Source organism: Mesorhizobium sp. WSM4810 (assembly GCF_055811235.1).
In genome coordinates, this window is sequence record NZ_JBVVQV010000009.1 from 1 (window position 1) to 26,356 (window position 26,356).

25 protein-coding genes are annotated in these 26,356 nt (G+C 62.0%); 4 read left to right on the forward strand and 21 right to left on the reverse strand.

Translation table 11 applies throughout. From position 1 onward, the window contains the following. Positions 1 to 149: 149 nt before the first annotated feature. From lpxB to AC0L3O_RS15195, 17 genes are all read right to left on the reverse strand, one after another. Positions 150 to 1,316, reverse strand: a complete 1,167-nt coding sequence (gene lpxB / locus AC0L3O_RS15115; RefSeq protein ID WP_128168157.1) for a lipid-A-disaccharide synthase — start codon at positions 1,314 to 1,316, stop codon at positions 150 to 152. Beyond that, positions 1,306 to 2,208: an LpxI family protein gene (locus AC0L3O_RS15120; RefSeq protein WP_128244898.1), complete on the reverse strand. Its 903-nt coding sequence runs from the start codon at positions 2,206 to 2,208 to the stop codon at positions 1,306 to 1,308. Before AC0L3O_RS15120 ends, lpxB begins: the two co-directional genes overlap by 11 nt. Further along, positions 2,195 to 3,028, reverse strand: coding sequence for an acyl-ACP--UDP-N-acetylglucosamine O-acyltransferase (lpxA, locus tag AC0L3O_RS15125; protein ID WP_287342935.1), 834 nt, complete (start codon positions 3,026 to 3,028; stop codon positions 2,195 to 2,197). Before lpxA ends, AC0L3O_RS15120 begins: the two co-directional genes overlap by 14 nt. Before the next feature lie 13 nt (positions 3,029 to 3,041). Continuing rightward, on the reverse strand, positions 3,042 to 3,500 hold the full coding sequence (gene fabZ / locus AC0L3O_RS15130) for a 3-hydroxyacyl-ACP dehydratase FabZ (RefSeq protein ID WP_023801228.1): 459 nt from the start codon (positions 3,498 to 3,500) through the stop codon (positions 3,042 to 3,044). 1 nt (position 3,501) lies between these two features. Then, entirely contained in the window at positions 3,502 to 4,560 is a 1,059-nt protein-coding gene (gene lpxD / locus AC0L3O_RS15135) for a UDP-3-O-(3-hydroxymyristoyl)glucosamine N-acyltransferase (RefSeq protein ID WP_128172412.1), read from the reverse strand. Positions 4,561 to 4,740: 180 nt separating this feature from the next. Then, positions 4,741 to 7,086, reverse strand: coding sequence for an outer membrane protein assembly factor BamA (gene bamA, locus AC0L3O_RS15140; protein ID WP_473615921.1), 2,346 nt, complete (start codon positions 7,084 to 7,086; stop codon positions 4,741 to 4,743). 217 nt (positions 7,087 to 7,303) lie between these two features. Continuing rightward, a complete protein-coding gene (gene rseP / locus AC0L3O_RS15145; protein ID WP_473615922.1) occupies positions 7,304 to 8,446 on the reverse strand; it encodes an RIP metalloprotease RseP in 1,143 nt (380 codons plus the stop codon). 116 nt (positions 8,447 to 8,562) lie between these two features. After that, positions 8,563 to 9,393, reverse strand: coding sequence for a phosphatidate cytidylyltransferase (locus AC0L3O_RS15150; RefSeq protein WP_473615923.1), 831 nt, complete (start codon positions 9,391 to 9,393; stop codon positions 8,563 to 8,565). Continuing rightward, a complete protein-coding gene (locus tag AC0L3O_RS15155; protein WP_128168154.1) occupies positions 9,390 to 10,121 on the reverse strand; it encodes an isoprenyl transferase in 732 nt (243 codons plus the stop codon). The genes AC0L3O_RS15150 and AC0L3O_RS15155 overlap by 4 nt, the downstream gene beginning before the upstream one ends. Positions 10,122 to 10,153: 32 nt before the next feature. Next, a complete protein-coding gene (frr, locus tag AC0L3O_RS15160) occupies positions 10,154 to 10,708 on the reverse strand; it encodes a ribosome recycling factor (RefSeq protein WP_077384157.1) in 555 nt (184 codons plus the stop codon). Positions 10,709 to 10,830: 122 nt separating this feature from the next. After that, positions 10,831 to 11,553, reverse strand: a complete 723-nt coding sequence (gene pyrH, locus AC0L3O_RS15165; RefSeq protein WP_023801221.1) for a UMP kinase — start codon at positions 11,551 to 11,553, stop codon at positions 10,831 to 10,833. Between the two features lie 320 nt (positions 11,554 to 11,873). Next, positions 11,874 to 12,797, reverse strand: coding sequence for a translation elongation factor Ts (gene tsf, locus AC0L3O_RS15170; RefSeq protein WP_023801220.1), 924 nt, complete (start codon positions 12,795 to 12,797; stop codon positions 11,874 to 11,876). Positions 12,798 to 12,914: 117 nt separating this feature from the next. Next, complete coding sequence (gene rpsB / locus AC0L3O_RS15175; RefSeq protein ID WP_027151898.1) at positions 12,915 to 13,712, reverse strand: 30S ribosomal protein S2; 798 nt, start codon at positions 13,710 to 13,712, stop codon at positions 12,915 to 12,917. A 177-nt stretch (positions 13,713 to 13,889) separates the two neighbouring features. Beyond that, positions 13,890 to 14,501 (reverse strand): LysE family translocator, encoded by a 612-nt coding sequence (locus tag AC0L3O_RS15180; RefSeq protein WP_287174260.1) that lies wholly within the window; start codon positions 14,499 to 14,501, stop codon positions 13,890 to 13,892. Further along, a complete protein-coding gene (locus tag AC0L3O_RS15185; protein WP_027151900.1) occupies positions 14,498 to 14,776 on the reverse strand; it encodes a DUF4031 domain-containing protein in 279 nt (92 codons plus the stop codon). Before AC0L3O_RS15185 ends, AC0L3O_RS15180 begins: the two co-directional genes overlap by 4 nt. A 101-nt stretch (positions 14,777 to 14,877) precedes the next feature. After that, a complete protein-coding gene (locus AC0L3O_RS15190; RefSeq protein ID WP_473615925.1) occupies positions 14,878 to 16,176 on the reverse strand; it encodes a hypothetical protein in 1,299 nt (432 codons plus the stop codon). Between the two features lie 99 nt (positions 16,177 to 16,275). Further along, positions 16,276 to 17,103, reverse strand: a complete 828-nt coding sequence (locus tag AC0L3O_RS15195) for a cell envelope integrity EipB family protein (RefSeq protein ID WP_023801218.1) — start codon at positions 17,101 to 17,103, stop codon at positions 16,276 to 16,278. Between the two features lie 137 nt (positions 17,104 to 17,240). On the opposite strand from AC0L3O_RS15195, the gene AC0L3O_RS15200 reads away from it, so the two are divergent. From AC0L3O_RS15200 to AC0L3O_RS15215, 4 genes are all read left to right on the forward strand, one after another. After that, a complete protein-coding gene (locus AC0L3O_RS15200; RefSeq protein ID WP_128168149.1) occupies positions 17,241 to 17,705 on the forward strand; it encodes a RidA family protein in 465 nt (154 codons plus the stop codon). Between the two features lie 7 nt (positions 17,706 to 17,712). Beyond that, positions 17,713 to 18,441, forward strand: coding sequence for a glycerophosphodiester phosphodiesterase (locus tag AC0L3O_RS15205; protein WP_023801216.1), 729 nt, complete (start codon positions 17,713 to 17,715; stop codon positions 18,439 to 18,441). 41 nt (positions 18,442 to 18,482) lie between these two features. Next, positions 18,483 to 19,700: a GNAT family N-acetyltransferase gene (locus AC0L3O_RS15210; RefSeq protein WP_473615926.1), complete on the forward strand. Its 1,218-nt coding sequence runs from the start codon at positions 18,483 to 18,485 to the stop codon at positions 19,698 to 19,700. A gap of 118 nt (positions 19,701 to 19,818) precedes the next feature. Further along, positions 19,819 to 20,253 carry an HIT family protein gene (locus AC0L3O_RS15215; protein ID WP_473615928.1) on the forward strand — a complete coding sequence of 145 codons (435 nt, stop codon included), beginning with the start codon at positions 19,819 to 19,821 and terminating at the stop codon, positions 20,251 to 20,253. An 86-nt stretch (positions 20,254 to 20,339) separates the two neighbouring features. On the opposite strand, the gene clpA is transcribed toward AC0L3O_RS15215, so the two are convergent. The 4 genes from clpA to AC0L3O_RS15235 all read right to left on the reverse strand — a co-directional run bounded on the left by clpA (position 20,340) and on the right by AC0L3O_RS15235 (position 26,292). Continuing rightward, entirely contained in the window at positions 20,340 to 22,805 is a 2,466-nt protein-coding gene (clpA, locus tag AC0L3O_RS15220) for an ATP-dependent Clp protease ATP-binding subunit ClpA (RefSeq protein ID WP_027151907.1), read from the reverse strand. Positions 22,806 to 22,811: 6 nt separating this feature from the next. After that, a complete protein-coding gene (clpS, locus tag AC0L3O_RS15225; protein WP_023801212.1) occupies positions 22,812 to 23,138 on the reverse strand; it encodes an ATP-dependent Clp protease adapter ClpS in 327 nt (108 codons plus the stop codon). Between the two features lie 407 nt (positions 23,139 to 23,545). Beyond that, complete coding sequence (locus tag AC0L3O_RS15230) at positions 23,546 to 25,150, reverse strand: ABC transporter permease (protein WP_473616033.1); 1,605 nt, start codon at positions 25,148 to 25,150, stop codon at positions 23,546 to 23,548. 116 nt (positions 25,151 to 25,266) lie between these two features. Then, positions 25,267 to 26,292, reverse strand: a complete 1,026-nt coding sequence (locus AC0L3O_RS15235) for an extracellular solute-binding protein (protein WP_473508474.1) — start codon at positions 26,290 to 26,292, stop codon at positions 25,267 to 25,269. Between the last annotated feature and the right edge of the window lie 64 nt (positions 26,293 to 26,356).

Consider the following 26,356-nt stretch of genomic DNA (forward strand, 5'->3'; position numbering starts at 1 on the left):
TAGTGAATAGTGAATAGTGAATAGTGAATAGTGAATAGTGAATAGTGAATAGTGAATAGTGAATAGTGAATAGTGAAGCAGGTCTCTTTGTGGCCTATGGTCAAGCACGATTTTCACCATTCACCATTCACTATTCACCACTTCACCATTTACCGCTTGATACACCTCATCACGACCCCTGCAGCGATGTCGCCAGACGGTCTGTCGACGGCCATGCGTCTGGCCACCTCGGCAAAACCGTCCTTCTGCCATGCGCGATAGGCGGTGTCGGAAAACAGCGCCTCCAACTGCCGCGCCAGATAGTGCGGTCGCACATATTCGTTGTAGCTTTCCGGCACGATCGGGCGGTCGGCGATGAGATTGGGCAAGGAGGCGCTCCATACGGTGACCAGGCGTTGGGCCATCCGCATGACCGGATCGAGCCGGTAGCAGGAGATCATCGGCACACCCGACAGCGCCAGTTCCAGCGACACCGTTCCCGATGCGATCAGCGCTGCGTCGGCCTTGCCGAAGGCCTGCCATTTGCGCTCGGGATCAAGGATGATCTCCGGCTTCTCGTCCCAGCTTGCCACCGAAGCCCTGACCAGGTCGGCGACATGCGGCACCGTCGGCAACAGCAGGCGCAAGCGGTGTCCGCGAGCACGCAGGATCGAGATCGTCTTGCCGAACGGGCCGGCCAGCCGTCGCACCTCGCCGCGACGCGAGCCGGGCAGCACAAGCAGTGTCTTCACACGATCGTCGGACAGGTCGCGCGGCAGGCTTTGCGCCTTGGCGGCGCCGAGCACGCCCGGATCGTGGGTAAGGCGATGGCCGACATAGGTGCCGGTCGGACCGCCGAGGCGGGCGAGTTCCCTCACTTCGAAAGGCAGGATGCAGAGGATGTGGTCGACATACGGTTTCATCGCCACCGCCCTGCCCGGCCGCCATGCCCAGACGCTCGGGCAGACATAGTGGACGATCGGGATTGCCGGATCGGCGGCACGCACCTTTTTCGCCACGCGCAGCGAAAAATCCGGGCTGTCTATGGTGATGAGGCAGTCCGGCTTTTCATTGGCGACCGCACCGGCCGTCTGGCTGATCCGTCGTATCAGGCGCGGCAGATCGCGCAGGATGGCGCTCAATCCCATCAGCGCGATCTCGCCGCCGTCGAACAGCGGCGTGAGGCCGAGCGCCTGCAAATGCCGGCCGCCGATGCCGACGAGCCGGACCTCGCGGCCGGTCACGCGCTTGAGCGCCTCTACGATGTCGGCGCCAAGCAGGTCGCCGGATTCCTCGCCGGCGACGATGGCGATCTTCAGCGGTCGCTCAGTCGCCATGCACCGGCTCCGCAGCAGGCAGGCCGATCACGAACAGGCCGAGCGCGTTGGCGCGAGCGACGACTGTCGGGCCTTCGAGAACCAGCGAGCGGCCGGCTTCGACGGCAATGCCGGCAAGTCCGGCGGCATGCGCCGCCTCGATCGTCTGCGGGCCGATGGAGGGCAGATCGGCGCGCAACTCCTGGCCAGGCTTGGCGCATTTGACCAGGACGCCGCGCGTTCTGCCGGCCAGCCTGCCATGGCCGCGCAACTGCCGTGTTCGATCGAGCAATCCGTCGGTACCCTCGATGCCTTCCAGCGCGATGGCGCGGCCGCCGATCGCAACAGCCGCCTGGCCGATATCCAGCGCGCCGATGGCCATTGCCGCTGCGTGGGCCGCTTTGATGTCGCGCCAGTCGGATTTCCGCGGCGCTGCCTTGGTCAGCGCGCCTTCGGCGGCGACCAGTTCCGGCACGATCTCATGGGCGCCGACCACCTTGATGCCGCTGCGCTCGACCCTTCGCACGAACAGTTTCAACACGGTGTCGTCGCCTTGGGTTACGCCGACAAGAAGGCTGGGCACCCAGGCGAGCAGGCCGAGATTGAGGCGCATGGCGCTCAGCCTGGGGCGGCGTGTGATATGGCCCGCTGTCACCAAATGGGTAACATGACTATTTTTGAGCGTCGGCAGCAGTGAGCCGACATCCTCCAGCCTCAACGTCGCCTGCTCATAGGCGTCGAAGTCGGCTATCCGGTCGACCTCGCCCGCCACTATTACCACGAAGGGAGACTTGCCTTGCCCAGCAAGCGCCTTGGCGACTTCGACCGGCAAACTGCCGCCGCCGGCGATGATGCCGACCCTGGCGTCTGGCGCGAGATCAAGGCCCGTCCGGGTGCCCTCAATCTTCGTCATCTGCATCGTCGCCGCCGCCAGCCTTGAGCGACGGGACGGCATAGTGCCGCTTACCGCGACTGGCGATGAAATCGATGATCTTCATGGCGGTCGGTGACGAGGCGAATTCCGCCTTGGCGAACTCGATGTTTTCGCCGACGGTTCGGGAGCGATCGAAGATCGTCTTGTAGGCCTTGCGCAGCGTGTGGATCTCGGAGCGCGGCAGGCCGGCGCGCTTCAGGCCGATGATGTTGAGGCCGCGAAGGCTGGCGCGATTGCCGACGGCGATGGCGTAGGGAATGACATCGCCGACGAATGCCGAGCAACCGCCGAGAAAGGCGTTGTCGCCGACGCGGACAAACTGATGAACGGCGCTGAGACCACCGATATAGACGTTGTCGCCGATCTCGCAATGGCCGCCCAACGTCGCCTGATTGGCGAAGGTGGCGTTCTTGCCGACGATGCAATCATGGGCGATGTGGGCGTAGGCAAGGAAGTTGCCGTTGTCACCGATCGTCGTCTCGCCGCGGCTGGAATCGGTGCCGACGTGCATGGTCACGCCTTCGCGGATCGTGCAGTTCTCGCCGACGACCAGCGTGGTGCGGCCGCCCTTGTGCTTGTTGTTCTGCGGCGGCGCGCCCAGTGTCGCCATCGGATACACCTTGGTCGTCGCACCGATGGTGGTCGCGCCCATCACCGAAATGTGGCTGACCAGTTCGACGCGGTCGCCGAGCACCGCGTCGGCGCTGATGTGGCAGAATGGCCCGATGCGGACGCCTTCGCCGATTTTTGCGCCGGCCTCGATGACCGACGATGGATGGATGACTGTCTGGATTTTCATAAGCATTCGATCGTCAGTCGCTCGCGACCATCATCGCCGAGATCTCGGCTTCCGCGGCCTTGACGCCGTCGACGAGAGCCTCGCAGGCGAATTTGAGAAGGTTGCCGCGTTTCTTGATTTTCTTCACATGGATCTTCAACTGGTCGCCGGGAACGACCGGTTTACGGAATTTGGCGTTGTCGATGGTCAGGAAATAGACCAGCGACGGTTTTTCGGTGCCTAGGCTGCGGATGCAGATGGCGCCGGCCGTCTGCGCCATCGCCTCGACGATCAGCACGCCGGGCATGACCGGCTGATCCGGGAAATGACCTTGGAAATGCGGCTCGTTTATGGTCACGTTCTTGATGCCGGTGGCGGACTCGTCGCCATCGATATCGATGATGCGGTCGATCATCAGGAACGGATAGCGATGCGGCAGGAGCTTCATCAGCCCCAATATGTCGACCGCCTCGAGCGTTGTCGCCGCAACCATCTCAGCTCTTCCCTCCGTCGCCCGATTTGCGCGCCCTGGCCAGTCTTCGCAGAGCCGCGATCTCCCGCATGGCTTCCGCCATCGGCTGCGCCGGGTACCCTCCCCAAATCTCGCCTGCGGGGACGTTGCTCATGAACCCGCTTCTTGCAGCAAGCTTGGCCCCTGTCCCTACCGTCAGGTGATCCGCAAGACCGACACCGCCACCCATGGTGACGTTGTCGCCCACCGTTACGGAACCGGAAATACCCGAAAGGCCGGCGATTATGCAATTGCGGCCGATGCGGACGTTATGAGCGATCTGGACCAGATTGTCGATCTTGGTGCCTTGACCGATAATCGTGTCGGACATGGCGCCGCGATCGACGGTGGTGTTGGAGCCGATCTCGACGTCGTCCTGGATGACGACCCGGCCGATTTGCGGCACGCGCTCCGGGCCCTTGGCGCCGGCCACGAAGCCAAAACCGTCCTGGCCGATGCGGGCGCCGCCATGAATGATGACACGGTTGCCGATCAGCGCGTACTGGATGCTGGCGCCTGGGCCGACATAGCCGTCGCGGCCGAACTGGCAGGAGGGACCGATAACGGCATGAGGAGCAATGACGGTTCCGCTGCCGATAGAAGCGCGAGGGCCGATGATCGCGCCGGCCTCGACGATCGCGCCGGCCTCGACGCGCGCCGATGGATCGATATGGGCATGCGGCGAGATACCAGTTTCGCCGGTCATCGGCGCCGGTGTCGCAGCCGCCGGGAAAAGCAGGCGGCCGACCATCGCGAAAGCCTGTTGCGGGCGCGGATGGATCAGAACCGCGATACCCGCCGGCGCCTTGCCGGCAAATTCGGCCGGGCATAGAACCGCCGCTGCTCGCAGCGATTGCATCAGCGCGAAGTTGCGTCTGCCATCGACAAAGACAAGAGCGTGCTCGCCGCCTTCGCTTGCCGGCGCCAAGGCTTCGATCGATCTATCGGAGAGGTCGGAATCGACAAGCACCGAGCCGGTCAGATTCGCGACTTCGCCAGCCGTAAACCGGCGTGATGGCGCGAAGAACACCGGATCGGTCATTCCAGAAGCTATATCCAGCTAGCGCACGACCCCGAAAATCGGAATCGATTTTCGGAAAGGATAATGCGCAAAATCAAAGTCCTGCAGCGTCCTTTGCGCGTCCAGGAGGACACGCGGCGCCGTAGTGTCGAATTACTTTCTTCCGGACCGCTACGGCCCGGACGTATCGTTGCCCGCCGATCAGAACCGGGACGATATGCCGAAGTTGAATTCCTGCACGTCGTCGGTGTCCTCCTTGAGGACCGGGATCGCATAGTCGATGCGGATCGGGCCAAAAGGCGACGCCCACATCAAGCCGACGCCGGCCGAGGCACGCCATTCCATGCTGGTTGTCGATGGATCAACACCCGCCACATCGTTGCCATAAAGTGTCGCCGCATCGGCAAAGACCGCGCCGCGCAGGCCGAAGCTCTCCGGAATGATCGGCATCGGAAACTGAGCTTCCGCCGAGGCGTTGAAATAGGTTGTGCCGCCGAGATGGTCGTCAAAGCCCTGGTTGTCGACAGGACCGATGCCGCCATAGGCGAAGCCGCGGATCATGCGGTCGCTGCTCTGGAAATGATCGAAGATGCGCAGGTCGTCGTTGCCGAAGCCCTGGATATGGCCAGCCCCGCCCGAAATCAAACCAACCAGATCAAGCTGCTCCGACAACGTCTGATAGACGCTGCCGCGCGTTGTCACCTTGACGAATTTGGCGTCGCCGCCGAGGCCGGCGAATTCCGTGGTGACATTGGCGAAGATGCCTTCATGCGGGTTCTTCATGTCGTCGATGGTGTTGTAGACCAGGCCGAGACTGACCGACGACTTGAGCCACGGGCTTTCCGCAATGCCATTTAGGATAGCCGTAGAGACGGTGCAGCCAGGGAGATCGCAATCATCGTCGAGCTTGTACTTCTCCTGCGAGATATTATACGCCAGCTGCGTCGAGATGTCGTCGGTGATCGGCAGGCCGAAACGCACTGTCGCGCCTAGCGTCTCGCTCTTGTAGTCGTCGTATTCCCTGGTCCGGTTGAAGACATCGAAACCGGCGGCAATGCGCCGCCCGAGGAAATAGGGCTCGGTGAAGGAGAAGCTGTAGTCGCGCGAATTCTTGCCGCCGCCCGCCGAAAGCCTGATGAACTGGCCGCGTCCGAGGAAGTTGCGTTCGCTGATCGATCCTTCGACGGTTGGGCCTTCGGTGTCGCCACCGCTCGAATAGCCGGCGCCGACCGAGAACTCGCCGGTCGACTTCTCGACCACGTCGACCACCAGCACCACCTGGTCAGGCTCAGAGCCGGGCACGGTCGAAACCTCGACTTTCTCAAAAAAATCGAGCGCTTCCAGCCGTTTCTTCGCGCGCTGGATGAGAACCTGGTTGAAGGCATCGCCCTCACTCACGTCGAATTCTCGGCGAATGACATAGTCGCGCGTCCGGTCGTTGCCGCGAATCTCGATGCGCTCGACATAGGCCTTGGTGCCCTGGTCGATCGTATAGACCACTGAAATGGTGTGGTTTTCGAAATTGCGGTCGCCGCGCGGCGTCACCTGGGCGAAGGGATAGCCGGAACCGGCGACCCTCTCGGTCAATGCAATGATGGTGTCTTCGACGTTCTCGGCGTTGTAGACATCGCCCTTGTGGGTTTCGACCACCGACTGCAGCGATGCGCCGTCGACTTCGGGAATCGTGCTCTCGACGCTGATGTCGCCGAAGGTGTAGCGCTCGCCCTCCTGCACGGTGATGGTCACCGTGTATTTATTGGTGGTTTCGTCGAGCTCGCCGACCGCGGAAATCACCTGGAAATCGGCATAGCCGTGATTGTAATAAAAACGGCGCAGCAACTCCTGGTCGGCGTTGAGCTTGTCTTCGTCATAGACGTCGTCGCGCAGCACGAACGAAAGGATGGTCGAGCGCTTGGTCGAAATGACATCGGACAGGCGACGGCTCGAGTAGGCGCTGTTGCCGACGAAATTGATCGCGGCGATCTGCGTGCGGCCGCCTTCGTTGATGTTGAACACCACGTTCACGCGGTTGTCGCCGAGATCCATGATCTGGGTGGTCACGGCGGCGTCGTCGCGGCCGATACGCCTGTAGGCGGCCTTGACCGCCTCGACATCGGCATCGAGCGCCTGCTGCGAGAACGTTCCACGCGGCTTCAACTGGACCGCGGCCGCCAGCGCGTTGTCCTTGAGCTTCTTGTTGCCCTGGAACAGCACCTGGTTCACGACCTGATATTCGGAAACCTTGATGACCAGCGTCGAACCGACCTGGTTGATCTGGACGTCCGAGAACAGCCCGGTGCCGAACAGCGCCTTGACCGCCTCGTCGATATCGGCGCTGGAAAACGGCCTGCCGGGCTTGATCGTGACGTAGTTGCGGATCGTCTCGGCGTCGACACGCTGATTGCCGCTGACTTCAACTCTTGAAACAACAGCGGCCTCGGCCGCCGATGTGGCAACGAACTGCACCGCGAGCGCACCTGGTACGACCAGGGCGGCGGACAGGGCCACCGCGGACGCGGCGCTCAGAAACTTGGATGCTGCCTTCATCGGGCTTTTGTACCTTTTCTCGAAGTCCCCACGGCGAGAAAACCGGACGTGCGGTAATTTCTCCTACCGTATTAACCGGATTTTCCCTACACGCAAGGCTCCTGGTTAATTTGTATTTACTTAACCCAATTGCGTGGCTTTCGCGTCACGCATATCCCCACGCATGGTAAACGGCGTCTCAACATGGGCTGTGCTGAAGCCAAATTTCTTCATGATTTCAGCATCCAAACAGGTCGTTCCAGAAAACGAACCCCATGAAGCCCAAGACGAGAAGCAGGCCAGCCCTGTAGCCCAACTCCATCATCCGTTCCGACACCGGTCGCCCAATGATGGCCTCCACGCCGTAGAACAGGAGATGGCCGCCGTCGAGCGGAGGAATCGGCAAAAGGTTCAGAATACCGATCCCGACCGACAGCAGGGCGACAAGTTGCACAAGCCAGTCGAAGCCGAGTTTTGCCGCCTGCCCCGACATCTTTGCGATCTTGATTGGGCCGCCCAGCTGGCATTTGTCTTCGCGACCGACAACGAAACGCTGCAGGAACTGACCGGTGCGCTGAATGATGTATCCGGTCTCCTCGACCGCCGCCCCTACCGCTCCGACCGGGTTATAGGTGATCAGCCTGGGCTGGCCGAATTCCTGGTTGTTGACGACGCCGATCACCGCCACCTTGACCTTGTTGCCCAGCCCGTCTTGCTGCTCCATCAATTCCGGCGTCGCCGTAACGGTGATCTCCTTGCCGTCGCGCAGCATGACGAAGGTGATGGGGTCGCCACCGCGGCCCGAGACCCGGCGCTGGACGTCGGCGAAGGTCTGGACCTTGCTGCCGTCGACGCTGACGAAGCGGTCTCCGGGCAGGATGCCGGCCCTGGCCGCTGGGCTGCCCGCAGTGACTTCAGCCACCATTGGCTCCAGCACGGGCCGGCCATAGGCGGAAAACAGCACCGCAAAGACGGCGATCGTCAGCAGAAAATTGAACAGCGGGCCAGCCACCACAGTTGCCGCGCGCTTCCAGACCGGCTGCGTGTGAAAAGCGATCTTGCGTTCGGCAGCCGTCAGCGTTTCGATCTCCTCCGAACTGGGCTGGCTCGAGGTGGCGTTCATGTCGCCGACGAATTTGACGTAGCCGCCAAGTGGAATGGCGCAGAGTTTCCAGCGCGTGCCATGGCTGTCATTAAAGCCGAAGAGCTCCGGGCCGAAGCCGATCGAAAAGACCTTCACGCCGATGCCGCACCAGCGGCCGACGAGATAATGGCCCATCTCGTGAACGAACACGACGACGGTCAGCACGAACAGGAAAGGCACCAGCGTGCCGAGGACAAAGCCCTCCGTGCTGAAAACCGCGTGAAGAATCTCGTTCAACTCATGTCCTCAAAATTCGTCCGCAGCACGGTGGTACCGCGACTGTGGCATCAATCCAGGCGAATCCATGGCGCATCCTGCGCAGGTCAAGAAACCAGGCCCGGAATCGATGCCGATCAAGCTGGAAACAGCCCCTGTGCCGGATGGTCGGCGGTCGCCGAAATCCAGCCGATGACGTACAGGGCGAACGCCGCCGCGACAAGCCCGTCGACCCGGTCCATGACGCCGCCATGGCCCGGTATCAGCGTGCCCGAATCCTTGCGGTTGTGGCGCCGCTTCACCCATGATTCGAAAAGGTCGCCAGCCTGGGAGACGAGCGAAAGCACCAGCGCGACGACGCCGAGCACTGCGAGATTGCCGGCTCCGGCCGCAGCGGCCAGAAGCAGCCCGGCAACCACGCCGCCGACAGCGCCGCCGAGCGCACCGCTCTGCGTCTTGCCCGGCGAGATCGATGGCGCCAGCTTCGGCCCGCCGACAGCGCGGCCGACGAAATAAGCTGCTATGTCGGTCGCCCAAACCACCGCGAACAGGAAGAGAATGGCGACGAGGCCGGAATGGTCGCCGTCGCGCAAAAGAGCAAGTGACAGTCCGGAAATGGCGGCATAGGCAAGGCCGGACGCGTCCCACTGTCCCGTTTGATGCATCGAAGTCTGGTGCATCGAAGCCACGACCACGGTGACAACGACCATCACCGCTACAAGAAGCAGCAGCCAGGACGCCGACAGGCCGGCGACCAAGGCGCCGACGAAAACCAGAAGCAGCGCTTCCGGCAGAAGACCAAGACCCGTGGCGGCGACCGGGCGGCACATTCGCGTCCATTCGTAGAAGATCAGGATCGTCATGGCGGCGCAAAGCAGCCGGAAGGGCAGTCCGCCGAGCCAGGTCAGGCCGAGCGTGACGACCGCAAGCACGACGGCAGAAATAACGCGAAGCTGGAGGTTGCTCATCCCTTGGCTGTCACGGCGACGCCTTCAGCGCCAAGCCCGCCGAAACGGCGCTCGCGACCGGCAAAGTCGCGCAATGCGTCAGCCAAATGCTCGCGGCTGAAATCGGGCCAGTAGCAAGGCAGGAAGACAAGTTCGCTGTAAGCCGCTTGCCACAAAAGGAAATTCGACAGCCTGAGCTCACCGCTGGTGCGGATGACCAGTTCCGGATCCGGAATACCCTGGGTGTCGAGAGAGCCGGCAAAGGATTCGGCCGTAATCGCCTCGCTGTCGAGCTCGCCGCGCGCCACCGCAGAGGCAAGCTTGCGCGCGGTGCGCACGATCTCGTCGCGTCCGCCATAATTAAAAGCGATGACCAGGGTCAGCGCTTCGTTGCGGACGGTCAGCGTTTCGGCCTCTTCAAGCAGGCTCCTGATGTCAGGTTGCAGCCCTGCCCTGTCGCCGATGATCCTGACCCGCACGCCATTTTGGTGCAGTTCGGCGAGGTCGCGGCGGATGAAGATTTTCAACAGGCCCATCAGGTCGCTGACTTCGGACTTCGGCCGCGACCAGTTTTCCGACGAGAAGGCGTAGACGGTGAGGAACGAGATGCCAAGGCCAGGAGCGGCGCGCACCGTGTTGCGCAGCGCCTCGACGCCGGCACGATGCCCAGCAAGCCGTGGCAAGCCACGCGCCTTGGCCCAGCGTCCGTTTCCGTCCATGATGATTGCGACATGCGCGGGGCTTGTCATGTTCTCGCTTTCGAGCCAGCAGTGGCCAGACCCTAAACCTGCATGATTTCAGCTTCCTTATCGGAAAGCAGATGGTCGATGGTGCCGATCATCTCGTCGGTGAGCTTCTGGACCTGGTCGGACCGCTTGCGATGATCGTCCTCGCTGATATCGCCGTCCTTTTCCGCCTTTTTGAGGAATTCCATGCCGTCCCGGCGCACGTGGCGCACGGCGATGCGCGCATTCTCGGCATAACCATGCGAGATCTTGACCAACTCCTTGCGGCGCTGTTCGTTGAGCTCGGGCAGCGGAATCCTGAGATTGGTGCCGTCGACGATCGGATTGAAGCCGAGATTGGATTCACGGATGGCGCGATCGACCGCACCGACCATCGACTTGTCCCAGACCGAAACCGAAATCATGCGCGGCTCCGGCACCGACACGTTTGCCACCTGGTTGATCGGCATGGTGGTGCCGTAGGCCTGCACCTGGATCGCATCGAGCAGGTTGCTCGACGCGCGGCCGGTCCGCAGCGAAGCCAGATCGTGCTTGAACGCAGCGATCGCCCCGTCCATGCGCCGTTTGAGATCATCGTATTCGCCACTCATCATCGTCTCCTCGACCCGTTAGCCGGATTCACTTCAGGGTAACCTGTATTCAAGCCTCGATCCGAAAACCGGTTCCCGTTTTTCGCCTACGGAAAACCTTCGGTTCGGCATCGGGCTCCCGATCAGTCGTCCGTGACGACCGTGCAACGTCCGCCGCCCCTCAGAATATCACCGAAACCACCCTTCTCGTGGATCGAATAGACGATTATCGGGATGTTGTTTTCGCGCGCAAGTGCAATCGCGGCCGTATCCATGATCGAAAGACCGCGTTTTATGACTTCGCCATGGCTGATGCGCTCGAAGCGGGTCGCATGCGGGTCCTTCTTGGGATCGGCGGAATAGACGCCATCGACCTGGGTGCCCTTGAACAGCGCGTCGGCGCCGATTTCCGCCGCGCGCAGCGCCGCGGCCGAATCGGTGGTGAAGAACGGATTGCCGGTGCCGCCGGCAAAGATGACAACCTTGCCCTGGTTCATGTAGGCGGTCGCCTGGCGCTGCGAAAAGCTCTCGCAAAGCTCAGGCATGGCGATTGCAGACAGCACCACCGCGTCGACCCCGATCTTGTTCAGCGAGGTGCGTAGCGCCAGCGAGTTGATGACGGTGGCGAGCATGCCCATGTGGTCGCCGGTGACGCGATCTCCGCCCTTGGAGGCAACGGCGACGCCGCGAAAGATGTTGCCGCCGCCAATGACAACCCCAACCTCGATGCCAAGGGTGCGGGCCTCGGCGATGTCGGCGGCGATGCGATCGACCACCGACACGTCGATGCCGAAATGCTGCTCACCCATCAGCGCTTCGCCCGACGCTTTTAGCAAGACACGTCGGTAGAGGGGCTTCACCGTCATCTGGTCCTCATCATTATGCGTGTGACGCGCCGGGGCGGCTTCCCGCGCAGGCGCTGCCCCGAAACATTTGGCGTTCCGATACACGAAGGGCGCTGCGATGTCACGCGGCGCCGGAACCGGCAAACGCTCTTCCAGCCATTGGCTTACACCGGCAAATGCAACTTGTGCGTGCAGATCCTTGCATGAGCAGATCCGGGCATGAGCAGATAGCCAACCGGCCTGTCGCCGACGCCTGGCCTTCATCGATACCGCGCAAGAAATCGGCCGGGCATCCTCGCGGACACCCGGCCGTAAAGTCTTTCAGAAAGATAGAGTGCGTTTTACTTCTTGACCGCCGCCGCGACTTCCGCCGCAAAATCGGTCTCGTCCTTCTCGATGCCCTCGCCGAGCGCGAAGCGCAGATAGGCAGTGATCTTGGCCGGTGCGCCGATTTCCTTCTCGGCATCCTGCAGCGCCTTCTCGACGGTGATGTCGGGATTGAGCACGAAAGCCTGCTTGAGCAGCACGACCTCTTCGTAGAACTTGCGCAGGCGGCCCTCGACCATCTTCTCGATAATCGCTTCCGGCTTGCCGGACTGGCGCGCCTGGTCGGCGAAGATCGCCTTCTCGCGCTCGACCGCCGCCGGGTCGAGTTCTTCCGCGGTCAGCGCCATCGGGTTGGTGGCGGCGACATGCATGGCGACCTGACGCGCAAAGGCGTTGGCGGCCTGCGCGTTGCCTGACGTCTCGATGGCGACCAGCACGCCGAGCTTGCCAAGGCCGTCGGCAACCGCATTGTGGACGTAGGTTGCGACGGCGCCCTGCTCGACGGTGAGCTTGGCCGAACGGCGGAAGCCAAGATTCTCGCCAATGGTGCCGACAGCGTCCTTGATGGTGTCGGCAACCGACTTGTCGGAACCCGGATACGGGGCGGCTGCAACGGCCTCGGTCTTGCCGCCATAGGCGAGCGCCACCTTGGCGACATTGGCGACGATCTCCTGGAAGGCAGCGTTGCGGGCAACGAAGTCGGTCTCGGAATTGACCTCGACGACCGCCGCCTCACGCACGCCGGAATCGACGCCGATGAGCCCTTCGGCCGCGGTGCGGCCGGCCTTCTTGTCGGCCTTGGAGATGCCCTTCTTGCGCAGCCAGTCGACGGCCTCTTCCATGTTGCCGTTGGTCTCGTTCAACGCCATCTTGCAGTCCATCATGCCCGCGCCGGTCAAGTCGCGGAGTTCTTTGACCTGTGCAGCCGAAATGCTCATTGTCGCCTCTTCGTTTAAAATGCACCGACGCACCACCGGTCCTCGATGATGCGCCTGGCGCCAGCGCTCAGCGCGCCAAAATATGAGAAGGATGAAGGCCGAAACCGGCCTTCGCTGTTACGCTTCCGGTGTCTGGGCGGCCGGTGTCTCGGCGGCCGGCGTCGGCTCGAGTGCCGGCTCGATCGGAGCCTCGGCCAAAGCGCCGACGTCGACGCCAAGCGCGCCCTGCTGACGAGCAATGCCGTCGATTGCAGCCTTGGCGATCAGATCACAATAGAGCTGGATGGCGCGGGCCGCGTCGTCATTGCCCGGAATCGGGAAATCGATCTTGTCCGGGTCGCAGTTGGAATCGATGATGGCGACGACCGGGATGCCGAGACGCTTGGCCTCGAGGATGGCGATCGCTTCCTTGTTGGTGTCGATCACGAACATCAGGTCTGGCGTCGAGCCCATGTCCTTGATGCCGCCCAGCGCCTTGTCGAGCTTCTCGCGCTCGCGGTCGAGGTTGAGGCGCTCCTTCTTGGTGAGCCCCTGGGCCTCGCCAGCCAGCATCTCGTCAAGCTTACGCAGGCGCTGAATGGAGTTCGAGATCGTCTTCCAGTTGGTCATCATGCCGCCGAGCCAGCGGGAGTTGACATAGTACTGGGCCGAGCGCTGTGCGGCGTCGGCGACGATGTCGGACGCCTGGCGCTTGGTGCCGACGAACAGCACGCGGCCACCCTTGGCGACGGTGTCGGAAACCTGCTTCAGCGCCTGGTGCAGCAGCGGCACCGTCTGCGAGAGGTCGATGATGTGGATGTTGTTGCGGGCGCCATAGATATAGGGCGCCATCTTCGGGTTCCAGCGGTGGGTCTGGTGGCCGAAGTGAATGCCAGCTTCCAAAAGCTGGCGCATGCTGAAATCAGGCAGAGCCATTGTTATGTCCTTTTCCGGTTAGCCTCCACGGACACAGGCATTTCTGGACTTTGTCCTCGAACGCCACCGGAGGTTTCAGCCGGATTTCTCCCGGGCAGACACCAAAGTCCGTGTGTGGAATGAGCGCGCATATAGAGGGGATGCGCGGCAAACGCAAGCGCTGCGGTGTCTTGCGGCTCAGCGTGCGGCGATCAGCGCACCGGTGCCGATCATGGCGCCGCCGGCAAACCTGTTCATCAAGCGCATCCGCCTTGGCGTCTTGAACCAGCCCGAAGCCTGCCCGGCAAGCACCGCATAGACGCCCATAGTGATAATGTTGACGCCGATCACGACCGTAACCACGAGCAGCCCCTCAGCGAAGTTCATTGCATTGAGATCGAGGATCAACGGCATGATGGAGGCGTGGAACAGGATCGCCTTGGGATTGCCCAATGCGATGGAGATGCCGAGGTAAAACGATCGAGACAGTCTTGCCTGCGTAACCTCCAGTCCATTCGATCGCGCGGAAGCCGATCTCCACATCCTGACGCCAAGAAACATCAGATAGGCTGCACCCGCATATTTCAGGATGAGAAAAACCCATTCGAAGGTCTGTGCCAGTGCCACCAGGCCGAGCAGCGCCAAAGTCACCAGCACCGCGTCGCCGGCGGCGATACCGAGGCCAGCCAGGAACGCGCGAACGAACCCGCGCGAGACGCCGTTGGCAATGACCGTGAATACCGCCGGGCCAGGCGTGGCGGCGGCAAATGTGATCGCAGCGCAGTAAGCCAGAAATGCCGTCAACGTCATGGTCGTATCTTCCCCTTCGGCACCCGGACCCGCCGGAAAACAGCAACGATCTCCTCGCGGCTGCATTCGACGGCGCCTAGCCGCACCGCGCGGTCGCGCTCGAAGCCGGTTATGTCATAATGCGGCGCCGATGTCTTCGGCGGCCCCTGATAGGACGAGCGCTTGACGCCGAGCTGTGCTGCAAAACGATGCAGCTCGTCGGTGTCGTCGGCCAGCAGGTGACACCAGCGGTGGCCGACCCATTTCCAGATCGCCGCGTCGACATAGACCGCCATGAGGCTTGCCGCACTCCTTCATCTTGCGCCGACCAGCGGAGCCGCAGCTCACCCGCAGCCGAGATCCAACGTCAGCGATGCCAATGCTAGAGATGCCAATCCTAGCGATGATAGAAGGGATTCGGATAGAAAATGAAGCTGCCGGCGGCTTCGAGTTCGGCCACGGTCGTGGTGATGGTCTCCTGCATGCGCCGGTGCAGTTCGGCGAGAGCATCGTCGATAGAGCCCGGAAAGGCGTGCAATCCCAACGGCTCCGGCACCCGGATATGCGCGCAGCGCGGCCCGGCCGGTTGCGGTACGAAGCAATTGACCGTGTCGCGCAGCGTGCCCTTGCAATAATCGTTGCGGATACGCTTCAGATGCTCTGCGATCTCCTCTTGCGCAATGCGCGGATTGGCTGAGGCCCACGGTCCGACGCGTTGGAGACGCTGGATCGTGTCCGCCAGCGAGCGGATCTGTTTTTGTCGCTCGGCGTCGCCGGTGCCTTCCCGCAGCCAGCGGCGCGCCCGGCGCAAAAGCTCGGCGATCTCGCTGGCGCCGGGATCGACCGAAATACCCTCCCCCAGGCGCCGGCTCAATTCGAGCAGCAATTGCTTGTGCCGCGTAGCATACGTAGCCCGTTCGTCGGGCGCCATGCCGCAGGCAATCTCATCGCGCGACAGCAGCGTCGCATATATATGGTGGACGCGCTCCGGCAGCGTATCGGCGGCACGACGCTCAATCTTCAGGCTCTTCTCGACATAGGCGCATTCCTGCGCCAGCGCCGGCTCGACATTTTTGGTGAAGGCGAGCTTCCAGACAACCGGCGCGATCCAGACTTTGAAATCCTGATCCGTGACGCGACCGCGCTTGAGCGCTTCGAACCCCATCTCGACCGCCCCCGGAAGAAGCGGAGCGACGACATTGCCATGCCAGCCGACGCCGCCTTCGGGATGCAAGAGAACGCCATGCCCTTTCAGCGCCCAGGCGATCGAGTGTTCCTTGGCAGCGCCGCTGTTGCCGGGTATCTGGGCGATCAGATTGTTGGCCAGCCAGAATTTCTGCATGATCCGGCCGAGGCCGTTGACGACGCCATGCGTGGCCCAGGATGCCGCGAGCGGACTGACCCTCGAGACGATCTCCTTGTCGATCATCCAGTCGGTGAAGAATTCCGGATGGTTGGGCGTGATGAACGTTGCCTTGCCTGCGCCGCAACAGGCCTTCAGCCGCTGCCGGTCGTCGTCGGGAAAGTCGATATGGCGGACATTGGCGACACCGCGCAATCCGGCCACGCGGTTGAACGGCAACAGGTCGCGAAACCCGGGAATGCCACGCAGCATGACGACCCGGTTGACGACAGTCATGATCCTGATCAGCGCCGGATTGGGCGTCGGCGCCACGAACACATCGATTTTGCTCAACCCACCCCCCGATCGATCCCTCGGCGTAGAGGTTGAAATGCAATTGCGGCGTGTTCAAGTCATTCGCCGCCGCCTTGCGGGCGTGGCTAACCCAAGGCTCTATTTCGGCGGACAGGGTTTCGTCTGATCGAACAGCGAAAGATTGACCAGCTTGCCGGTCATCGAGAAGTCGTTGTAGTCCATGAGCAGGTCGCGCGTGATGCCGTTCTCATGCAGCTTGAAGCTGATCCGGTATTCCGGCACCTCCTCGCCTGACTTGTCGGTGCTGTCGAAATAGGCGATGTCGACTGGCCAGTATTTGTCGGTGGCGAGTTTTGCCAGTGCCGGCACTTCCGGATCGGTCTTGTCGGCATCGGCCTTCTTGCCGACGACGACGGTGGTGGTCATCACCTTGTTGGCATCTTCCGAACCGTCGAACAGGTTGGTTTCGTAGAAATTTTCGCCCTTTTCGGCCTTGTCGATCAGTTCGGCCAGATGCTGCGTCGGAAACTGTGTGGCCGGCAGTTCGACGCTGCTCTTCTCCGGCTTGTCGATGTCGACCTTGAGGCCGTTTGTCTCCTTCGTCGCGGTGCCCTTGACCTCCTTGTCGAGAGTCTGGTCGACAAAGGATTTTGTCACGAACGAGAAGGTCTTGCCTTCGGCGTCCTCGAAAGTGGTCGTCTGCTGGTCGGTCAGCCTTGTATTCTCGTTGGTGACGATCTGGGTGACGAAACGGAACTTCACCGTATAGCCTTCGCAAGGCGAGCCGTTGAACTCATAGACCATGCGGCCGGAAATGCCGGTGATGCCGGAGCGGTCGGAGGCCTTGTCCAGGGTCAGATCGTAAACCGCGCGATGCGCCTGCAGCGCCGGTACGGCAAAAGCCGGCGCCATCGAGAACACCGCTGGCAGCAGGACAGCGTGGAATGCGAGGCGTGTTGCGCGCATGAGGGGCTCCGATCTTCGCGCCTGATGGCAGGCCGCAGGAAAGAGGGTCCAGCTTAAAAAAAGTCGTGGCGGAAGCGAGGCAAAAATTGCAATTTCGGCCCGGCCTGCGCAGCGTCATCAAGCAATAGGGAAATACCATGAGTGAAACAATCGAAAAGCGGCTAAGCGATCTCGGCGTCACGCTTCCGGTCGCTGCCGCGCCCGCCGCCAACTACGTGCCCTGTTGCAGATCAGGCAATCTGCTGTTCATCGCCGGACAGCTGCCGCTCAAGCAGGGCAAGCTGCAGGCGAGCGGCCTGCTCGGCCGTGATGTCGACATCGCAACCGGCCAGGAAGCGGCAAAATACTGCGCGATCAACATATTGGCGCAGGCCAAGGCAGCACTTGGCGATCTCGAGAAAATCCGCCGCGTGGTGAAGATCACCGTCTTCGTCGCCTCGGCGCCGGATTTTTTCGAGCAGCACCTGGTTGCCAACGGCGCCTCGGATCTACTGGTTGCAGTGCTCGGCGATCCCGGCAAGCATGCTCGCGCCGCCGTCGGTGCCGCCTCCCTGCCGCTTAATGCCGCAGTGGAAATCGAAGCCATCTTCGAAGTCGAATGAGCCCGGCATGACCGACCTTTCATGGCTGACCGCCCGACCCATTGCCCATCGCGGCCTCCACGACATGAACAAGACGCGCTGGGAGAACACGCTTTCCGCCTTTGCCGCTGCGGCTGAACGCGGCTATGCGATCGAATGCGATGTGCATCTGTCGTCAGACCGCATCCCGGTGATCATCCACGATGGCGATCTGAAGCGGCTGACCGGCCAGGACGGTTTCGTCTGGCAGCGCACGGCAGCAGAAATGACGGCCCTCAAGATCGGCGGCACATCAGATCGTCTGCCGACGCTGCAGCAGGCCCTCGACCTGGTCGATGGTCGCGTGCCGGTGGTCGTCGAGTTGAAAGGGGTTCCCGGCCGTGACGAAGGCTTGGTGGAAAGCGTCGGCAAGATGCTCAAGAACTACAGGGGCAAGGCGGCGATCATGTCGTTCGACCACTGGCTGATCCGCGACTTCCCAAAACACGCGCCCGGCATTCCGGGCGGGCTGACCGCTTATGGCAACGAAGTCAAGCTGATCGAGGCGCATTTCGCCATGCTGGCGCACGACATCGCCTTCGCCTCCTACGCCGCCGGCGACCTGCCGAACCAGTTTGTCAGTTTCGTGCGCGAAAGGCTCAAAATGCCGGTCATCACCTGGACCGTGCTCGACCAACCGGCGGTCGACCTGACCTTCAGATATGCCGACCAGATGACGTTCGAAGGATTTGAGCCGGATCTTGTGCAGGTCGCTTGAACTGAGCTTGCATGGACCGGCACGGAGCTTAAATAGGCCTCATGGATCAAGGCGATGAAGGCGACGGGCAAACGGCGAATGGAGAGTATGCGATCCGGGTTGCCTCCGGCATCGGAGCCTTCACCTGCGCCGAATGGGATGGCCTCGGCGGGACCTCACGCGGCGATACAAAAAACGGATACAACCCACTCGTTTCATTCGCTTTTCTGAGCTCGCTTGAGGATTGCGGCTGCGCCGTGCGGCGCACCGGCTGGCAGGGCCATCATCTCAGGCTCGAGACAGCGCAGGGAAAGCTGCTCGGTGCCATTCCTTGCTACCTGAAATCGCACAGCCAGGGCGAATATGTATTCGATCACGGCTGGTCGGACGCGTTCGAGCGCGCTGGCGGGCGTTACTATCCAAAACTGCAATGCGCCGTGCCGTTCACGCCGGTCACCGGCCCTCGCCTGCTGGTCAACACGGGCGAGGACAGTCGCGCCGTGAAGGCCGGCCTGGCAGCCGGCCTGAAGGCGGTGACGGAAAAACTCGGCGTTTCCTCCGCGCATGTGACTTTCGCGCAGCTGAGGGATGTCGAAGCGCTGGAAGCGGCGGGTTTTTTGCACCGCACCGACCAGCAGTTCCACTTCTTCAATGAGGGTTATTCGACCTACGACGATTTTCTCGCCACTCTGGCATCGCGCAAGCGCAAGGCGATGAAGAAGGAGCGGCGCGAGGCGCTCGGTCACGGCATCTCGATCGACTGGCTGACCGGCAAGGACCTGACCGAAAGGGTCTGGGACGACTTCTTTGCCTTCTACATGGATACCGGCAGCAGGAAATGGGGGCGGCCCTATCTCAGCCGCGCGTTTTTCTCGATGATCGGCGAGCGCATGGCCGACGACATCCTGCTGGTGATGGCCAAGCGCAATGGACGCTACATTGCCGGTGCCATCAATTTCATCGGTTCGGATGCGCTCTACGGGCGCAACTGGGGCTGCATCGAGGACCACCCCTTCCTGCATTTCGAGGTCTGCTATCACCAGGCGATCGACTTCGCCATCGACCGTAAGCTGAAGGTGGTCGAAGCCGGCGCACAAGGCGAGCACAAGCTGGCGCGCGGCTACAGGCCGGTGACCACGCATTCGGCGCATTACATCGCGCATCCCGGCTTGCGTAACGCGGTCGCCGACTATCTCAGGCGCGAGCGCCGCGAAGTGGAGCGGATGGCCGGCTATCTCGAAGAGCACACCCCGTTCCGCAAGAATCTGGCGGACGATTAGAGCGACGTGCGTCCAATTGGACGCACAAAGTACGCTCGAAAGCATCGTACTTTCCGAAGATCGATTCCGATTGTCGGGTCGATGCGGTAGGAGCAAGGCACAATCCGGAGCGCACGCCATGGCCGAACAAACCACCTACGACAGCAACAATATCTTCGCGAAAATCCTGCGCGGTGAAATCCCGTCGCATCGCGTCTATGAAGATGACGCGGTTGTCGCCTTCATGGATGTGATGCCGCAAGGTCCGGGTCATACGCTGGTTGTGCCGACGGCGCCGTCGCGCAACCTGCTTGACGCGGATCCGGCAACATTCGGCCCACTCTTCGCCGTCGTGCAAAAGGTGGCGGTGGCGGTGAAGAAGGCCTTCGGCGCCGATGGCGTCACCATCCTGCAGTTCAACGAGCCCGCTTCGGGCCAGACCGTCTACCACCTCCATATCCACGTCATTCCACGCTTCGAGGGCATCCCTTTGAAGCCGCATAGTGGGCAGATGGAGAAGCCGGAAGTGTTGGCTGAGAATGCTGGCAAGATACGGACGGCGCTGACAAACTGATGCCGGGCTTCGCGCGTTCAGCCACCCACCAGCTCTTCATCCAGCGAAAAAAGCCCCGTTTCCGGGGCTTTTTTACTTTCAGGCCATCATCCCTTGCGAGGCAGTTGCGGCACCAGGCTGCGCTTGCTGCCATCCTTGCCCTTGGGCTCCGCCTTCTGCGCGACCGCCTTTTTCGCGGCCGGCTTCTTGCCGGCAGCTTTCCTGGGCTTCGGCGTGTCGTCCGGTTCTTCCTTCTTCGGCTTGACCGGCGCCTCGTCGGCGAGTGACTCGAGCTTCAGCCCGGTTTCGCCGGTCTCCTTCTTGTCGACGGTGACACGCACCGTGCCGCCCTTCTTGAGCTTGCCGAACAGCACCTCGTCGGCCAGCGGCTTCTTGATGTGCTCCTGGATGACGCGGCCGAGCGGCCGTGCTCCCATGCGCTCGTCATAGCCCTTCTCGGCCAGCCAGGCGATCGCCTCCTGCGACAGGTCGAAGGTGACGCCACGCTCGGAGAGCTGGGCCTCGAGCTGCATGACGAACTTCTGCACCACCTGGTGGATGACCGGCACCGGCAACGAGCCGAACGGGATGATCGCATCGAGACGGTTGCGGAACTCCGGCGTGAACAGCCGGTTGATCGCCTCGACATCGTCGCCTTCGCGCTTGGTCGAGCCGAAACCGATCGCCGCGCGCTGCGCATCCGAGGCGCCCGCATTGGTGGTCATGATCAGGATGACATTGCGGAAGTCGATCTGCTTGCCGTTGTGGTCGGTCAGCTTGCCATGGTCCATGACCTGCAACAGGATGTTGAACAGATCCGGATGCGCCTTCTCGACCTCGTCCAGCAACAGCACGCAATGCGGATGCTGGTCGACGCCGTCGGTCAACAGGCCGCCCTGGTCGAAGCCGACATAGCCGGGAGGCGCACCGATCAGCCGTGAGACGGTGTGGCGTTCCATATATTCGGACATGTCAAAGCGGATCAGCTCGACACCGAGCGAGGCCGCAAGCTGCTTTGCCACTTCGGTCTTGCCGACGCCGGTCGGCCCCGAGAACAGGTAGGAGCCAATCGGCTTCTCCGGTTCGCGCAGGCCGGCCCGCGCCAGCTTGATCGCCGAGGTCAAAGCCGTGATCGCGGTGTCCTGACCGTAGACGACGCGCTTCAGCTCGATGTCGAGACCGGCCAGCACCTTCTCGTCGTCGGCGGAAACCGTCTTCGGCGGAATGCGGGCGATGGTGGCGATCGTCGCTTCGATCTCCTTGATGCCGATGGTCTTCTTGCGCTTGGCCTCCGGCACCAGCATTTGCGAGGCGCCGGTCTCGTCGATCACGTCGATCGCCTTGTCCGGCAGCTTGCGGTCGTTGATGTAGCGCGCCGACAGTTCGACCGAAGCCTTGATCGCTTCAGCCGTGTAGCGAACCTTGTGGAACTCCTCGAAATACGGCTTGAGACCCTTCATGATCTCGATGGCGTCCTCGATGGTCGGTTCGTTGACGTCGATCTTCTGGAAGCGCCGCACCAAGGCGCGGTCCTTCTCGAAGAACTGGCGGAACTCCTTGTAGGTGGTCGAGCCGATGCAGCGGATCGTTCCCGACGACAGCGCCGGCTTCAACAGGTTCGACGCATCCATGGCGCCGCCAGACGTCGCCCCTGCCCCGATCACGGTGTGGATCTCGTCGATGAACAGAACCGCGCCCGGATAATCCTCGAGCTCCTTGACGACCTGCTTCAGCCGCTCCTCGAAATCACCGCGATAGCGGGTGCCGGCCAGCAATGTCCCCATGTCGAGCGCGAAGATGGTCGCGTTGTGCAGCACTTCCGGCACATCGCCCTCGACAATGCGCTTGGCGAGGCCCTCGGCGATCGCCGTCTTGCCGACGCCGGGGTCGCCAACATAGAGCGGATTGTTCTTGGAACGGCGGCACAGCACCTGGATGGTGCGGTTGATCTCGGACTCGCGGCCGATCAGCGGATCGATCTTGCCGGCCTTGGCCTTGTTGTTCAGATTGACGCAATAGGCGGTCAGCGCGTCCTGCTGCTGCTTTTTCTTGCCGCCGTCCTCTTGCGGCTCGGCGCCGCTCTGGCCCTGCTCGTCATCGGCGCCGCGCGGCGACCGCGTCTCGGATGCGCCGGGCCGCTTGGCGATGCCATGCGAGATGTAGTTGACCGCGTCGTAGCGGGTCATCTGCTGTTCTTGCAGGAAATAGGCGGCATGGCTCTCGCGCTCGGCGAAGATGGCAACGAGCACGTTGGCGCCGGAGACTTCCTCGCGGCCGGACGACTGCACATGGATCACCGCACGCTGGATGACGCGCTGGAAACCGGCCGTCGGCTTGGAATCCTCGTCATAGCCGGTAACGAGATTGTCGAGCTCAGTGTCGATGTAGGTGAGAACCGTATGCTTCAACTCGTCGAGATCGACGTTGCAGGCGCGCATGACCGCGGCCGCCTCGGTGTCGTCGATGAGCGCGAGCAGCAAATGTTCAAGGGTTGCGTATTCGTGGTGCCGCTCATTGGCGAGCGTCAGCGCCTGGTGAAGCGCCTTTTCCAGGCCTTGGGAGAAAGCCGGCATGTTACCTCACTTCTTCTCCATCACGCATTGCAGCGGATGCTGATTCTGTCGGGCGAAATCCATGACCTGAGACACTTTGGTCTCGGCCACCTCGAATGTATAGACCCCGCACTCGCCCACTCCATGATTGTGAACATGAAGCATGATGCGTGTGGCGGCTTCACGGTCCTTCTGGAAAAAACGCTCCAGCACGTGAACCACGAACTCCATGGGCGTGTAGTCGTCGTTGAGAATGAGGACCCGGTAAAGGCTAGGCTTCTTGGTCTTGGTTTTGGTGCGCGTGATGACGGCCGTGCCGCGACCGGTCTCGTTGCCGTCGCTGCCGTTTTGCATCCGCACCACATCTGTTGTGGCAGTCAAACCTGTCGTCACGTAACCCTGCCTTTTCGAATCCCCATGCGCGTTCGACATGTAGGTGTTCGATGAATGATTTTAAGCCCTTCTGTTTAGCTGACAATATGGCTAGGTGGCCAAACTTGACCGATTTTTCGAAATCGTGAAGGCAGCAGAGCCCCTGATTTCAAAATCGAGGGCATCGGCACGATCCGACAGGCGTGGAGCACTTGCGGTTTATCGTGGGCGCGTCAGCCAACAGACGCGCTTTAATGCATGTCGCGCAAAAGTGTGTAGCGGTTTTGCGATCACGACATGCATAAAACAACAACCTAAAGCGCGTCGCATGAGGCCGGTCGAACGCGACGCGCTTTAGGTGCCAGCGAGACTGTTTAGGCCGGGCACACTCAGGATTTCCATCGTCCAACACGAGCGAGAACAGCGACAGGCAAGGTGCCGACGAGAACTATGGCAAGTGCCGCGATCGAGGCTTCCTCGTAGGTCCCGCGCGCCGCCTCGCCGTAGAGATGCGTCGCCAGGGTCTCGAAATTAAGCGGCCTCAACAGAAGCGTCGCCGGCAACTCCTTCATGCAATCGACAAACACGAGCAAGCCCGCAGCGACGAGCGACGGTTTCGAAAGCGACAGATGAATATGCCGGAATGTGCCAGTCACATTCTGGCCGAGGCTGCGCGCGGCGTGATCGAACGAGCGCGGAATGCGGCTGAAGCCCGCCTCGACCGAACCGACCGCAATCGCCAGGAAGCGTGCGACATAGGCGTAGCCGAGCGCTGCTCCGGACCCGATCAGCAGCAGGCCGGTTGGCGCGCCCAGCCATACGAGCGCGGTTCGGTCGATCATCTGATCGAGAGCCGCGACGGGCAACAATATTCCGATGGCCACCACGGTGCCGGGCATCGCATAGCCGACCGTGGAAATCCGCTGCAAAGCCGCCGTGACACGGCCGGGAAGCGAGCGCGCCGTATAGGCGATGATCACGCCGAAGAGCAGGATGGCGAGCGTCGCCATGGCCGACAGGGTGACGGTGTTGAGCGTTTCCGACAAAAGCCGGGGCGACAGCCCTGCGAAACGGACGCGCTTCCACGCCTCGACGGCAAGATAGCTCGCCGGGGCGATGAACCCGATGAACACCGGCAAAAGGCCGAGCGCAAAAACCACCAGACCCGAAACGGTGCCGAGACGATGCGGTGTGAAATTCCGCGCCTTTTGTGCGCTCGACCAATAACGCTGACGACGGCGCGCCCAACGCTCGATGGTGACGAGCGCGACCACCAATGACAGCATGGCGAGCGCAATCTGCGCCGCGCCCGGCAGGTCGGACCGCGTCACCCATGTCGTGTAGACCGAGACCGTCAGTGTCTTCACGCCCAGGAACTCCGAGGCACCGATGTCGTTCAGCGCCTCCATCAGCGCGAGGCTGACGCCGACGGCGATCGCCGGACGTGCCAGCGGCAGCGCAACGCGCCAGAAGACGCCGCCTTTGCCACTTCCAAGCGTGCGCGACACCTCGACCAGATTGGCCGCCTGGGTGAGAAACATCGCCCGCGTCGTCAGGTACACATAGGGGTAGAGCACGAAGCCGAGCAGCACGATGCAGCCGGCCATCGACCGGATGTCGGGAAGGCGGAATTCGTGTGGGCTGGTGAAGCCAAGGGCCGCTCTGAGCGCACCCTGGACCAAGCCGATCGGATGGAGAAGATCGAGATAGACGTAGGCGATTATGTAGGTCGGCACCGCGAGCGGGAGGAGCAGCGCCCATTCGAGAAACCTGCGGCCGGGAAAGTCATAGGCGGTGACAAGCCAGGCCGTCGAGGTGCCAAGAAGCGTGACGAGGACACCGACGCCGATGAGGAGCGCCGTGGTCTGCTGGAAGGCCTGTGGCAGCACATAGGCGAGGAGATGCGGCCAGAGCCCGCTCGATCCCCGCAGCGCCTGCCAGATAAGGGCGAGAACCGGAGTCGCCACCAGCACAGCGACAAGCACCGTCGCCATGAACCACAGTCGCCCGGACCAGTACCGGGCGACCTTCACAGTGGAGGCTTTCCGCAGGTCGACATCCGACATCGGGAGATCACCGGGCGCAGCACTGCCCACGCCCGGATCGCTCATCAGTTGTCGAAGCCGACCTTCTCGGCCAGTTCGCTTGCCTGCTTGCGATGCTTGACGATTTCCGTCATCGGCACGGGATCGACTTTCAACGCGCCAAACGAGGCGATGATCGGGTCGATCGGAGCGCCGGCCTTGACCGGGTATTCGAAATTTGCCTTGGCATAGAGTGTCTGGGCGTCGTCGGAGACCAGATATTCCAGCAGCTTGACCGCCTCACCCTTGTTCGGCGCATGCTTTGCGACGGCCGCGCCGCTGACGTTGACCTGCGTGCCGCCATCCTTGAACGTTGGCAGGACGACCTTGATCGCGTCGCCCCAGGCGACCTGCTCCTCACCGCCCTTGCCGGAGCGCATCAGTCCGACGTAGTAGGAATTGGCGATGCCTATCTGGCAAATGCCGCCGAGGATGTCCTTGGCCACATCGCGGTCGCCGCCGCCCGCCTTGCGGGCGAGATTCCCCTTGACGGCGGCAAGCCATGCTTCCGTCGCCTCGGCGCCGTTATGTGCGATGTAATCGGCGAAAAGAGCGGTGTTGTAGGGATGCTGGCCGGACCGGATGCAGACCTTGCCCTTCCATTTTGGATCGGACAGGTCCTCGTAGTTGAATGCGGCAAGATCGAGATCCTTGGCCGCGTAGAGTACGCGGGCCCGCATCGACAGAGCAAACCAGTTGTTGGCCGGGTCACGCAGGTTCTCCGGGACCGCGGCTTTCAGAACATCGGATACGACCGGCTGCGTCAGGCCTTTTTCGGCCAGGTCAGCGAGGTTGCCGACATCGACCGTCATGAGAATATCGGCAGGTGAGCTTTCCCCTTCCGAGGCCACACGCTCCGCCAGACCATCTTTCATGAAGACTGTATTGACCTTGACGCCGCTCGAGGCGGTGAAGGCGTCAAGCAGCGGCTGGATCAGCCCAGGCTCACGCGTGGTGTAGATGTTCAGTTCGGCCGCCATGGCGCTGGCCCCGCCAGCGAGGGCGAAGACGCCGCCCACCAGGGCGAGTCGCAATGTGGAAAGGCTCTTCATGAAGCGGTCCTCCATTAATTGATTGGTGCGGCCGGCATTGGTTGACAGCCCGGGAATTGCTCGA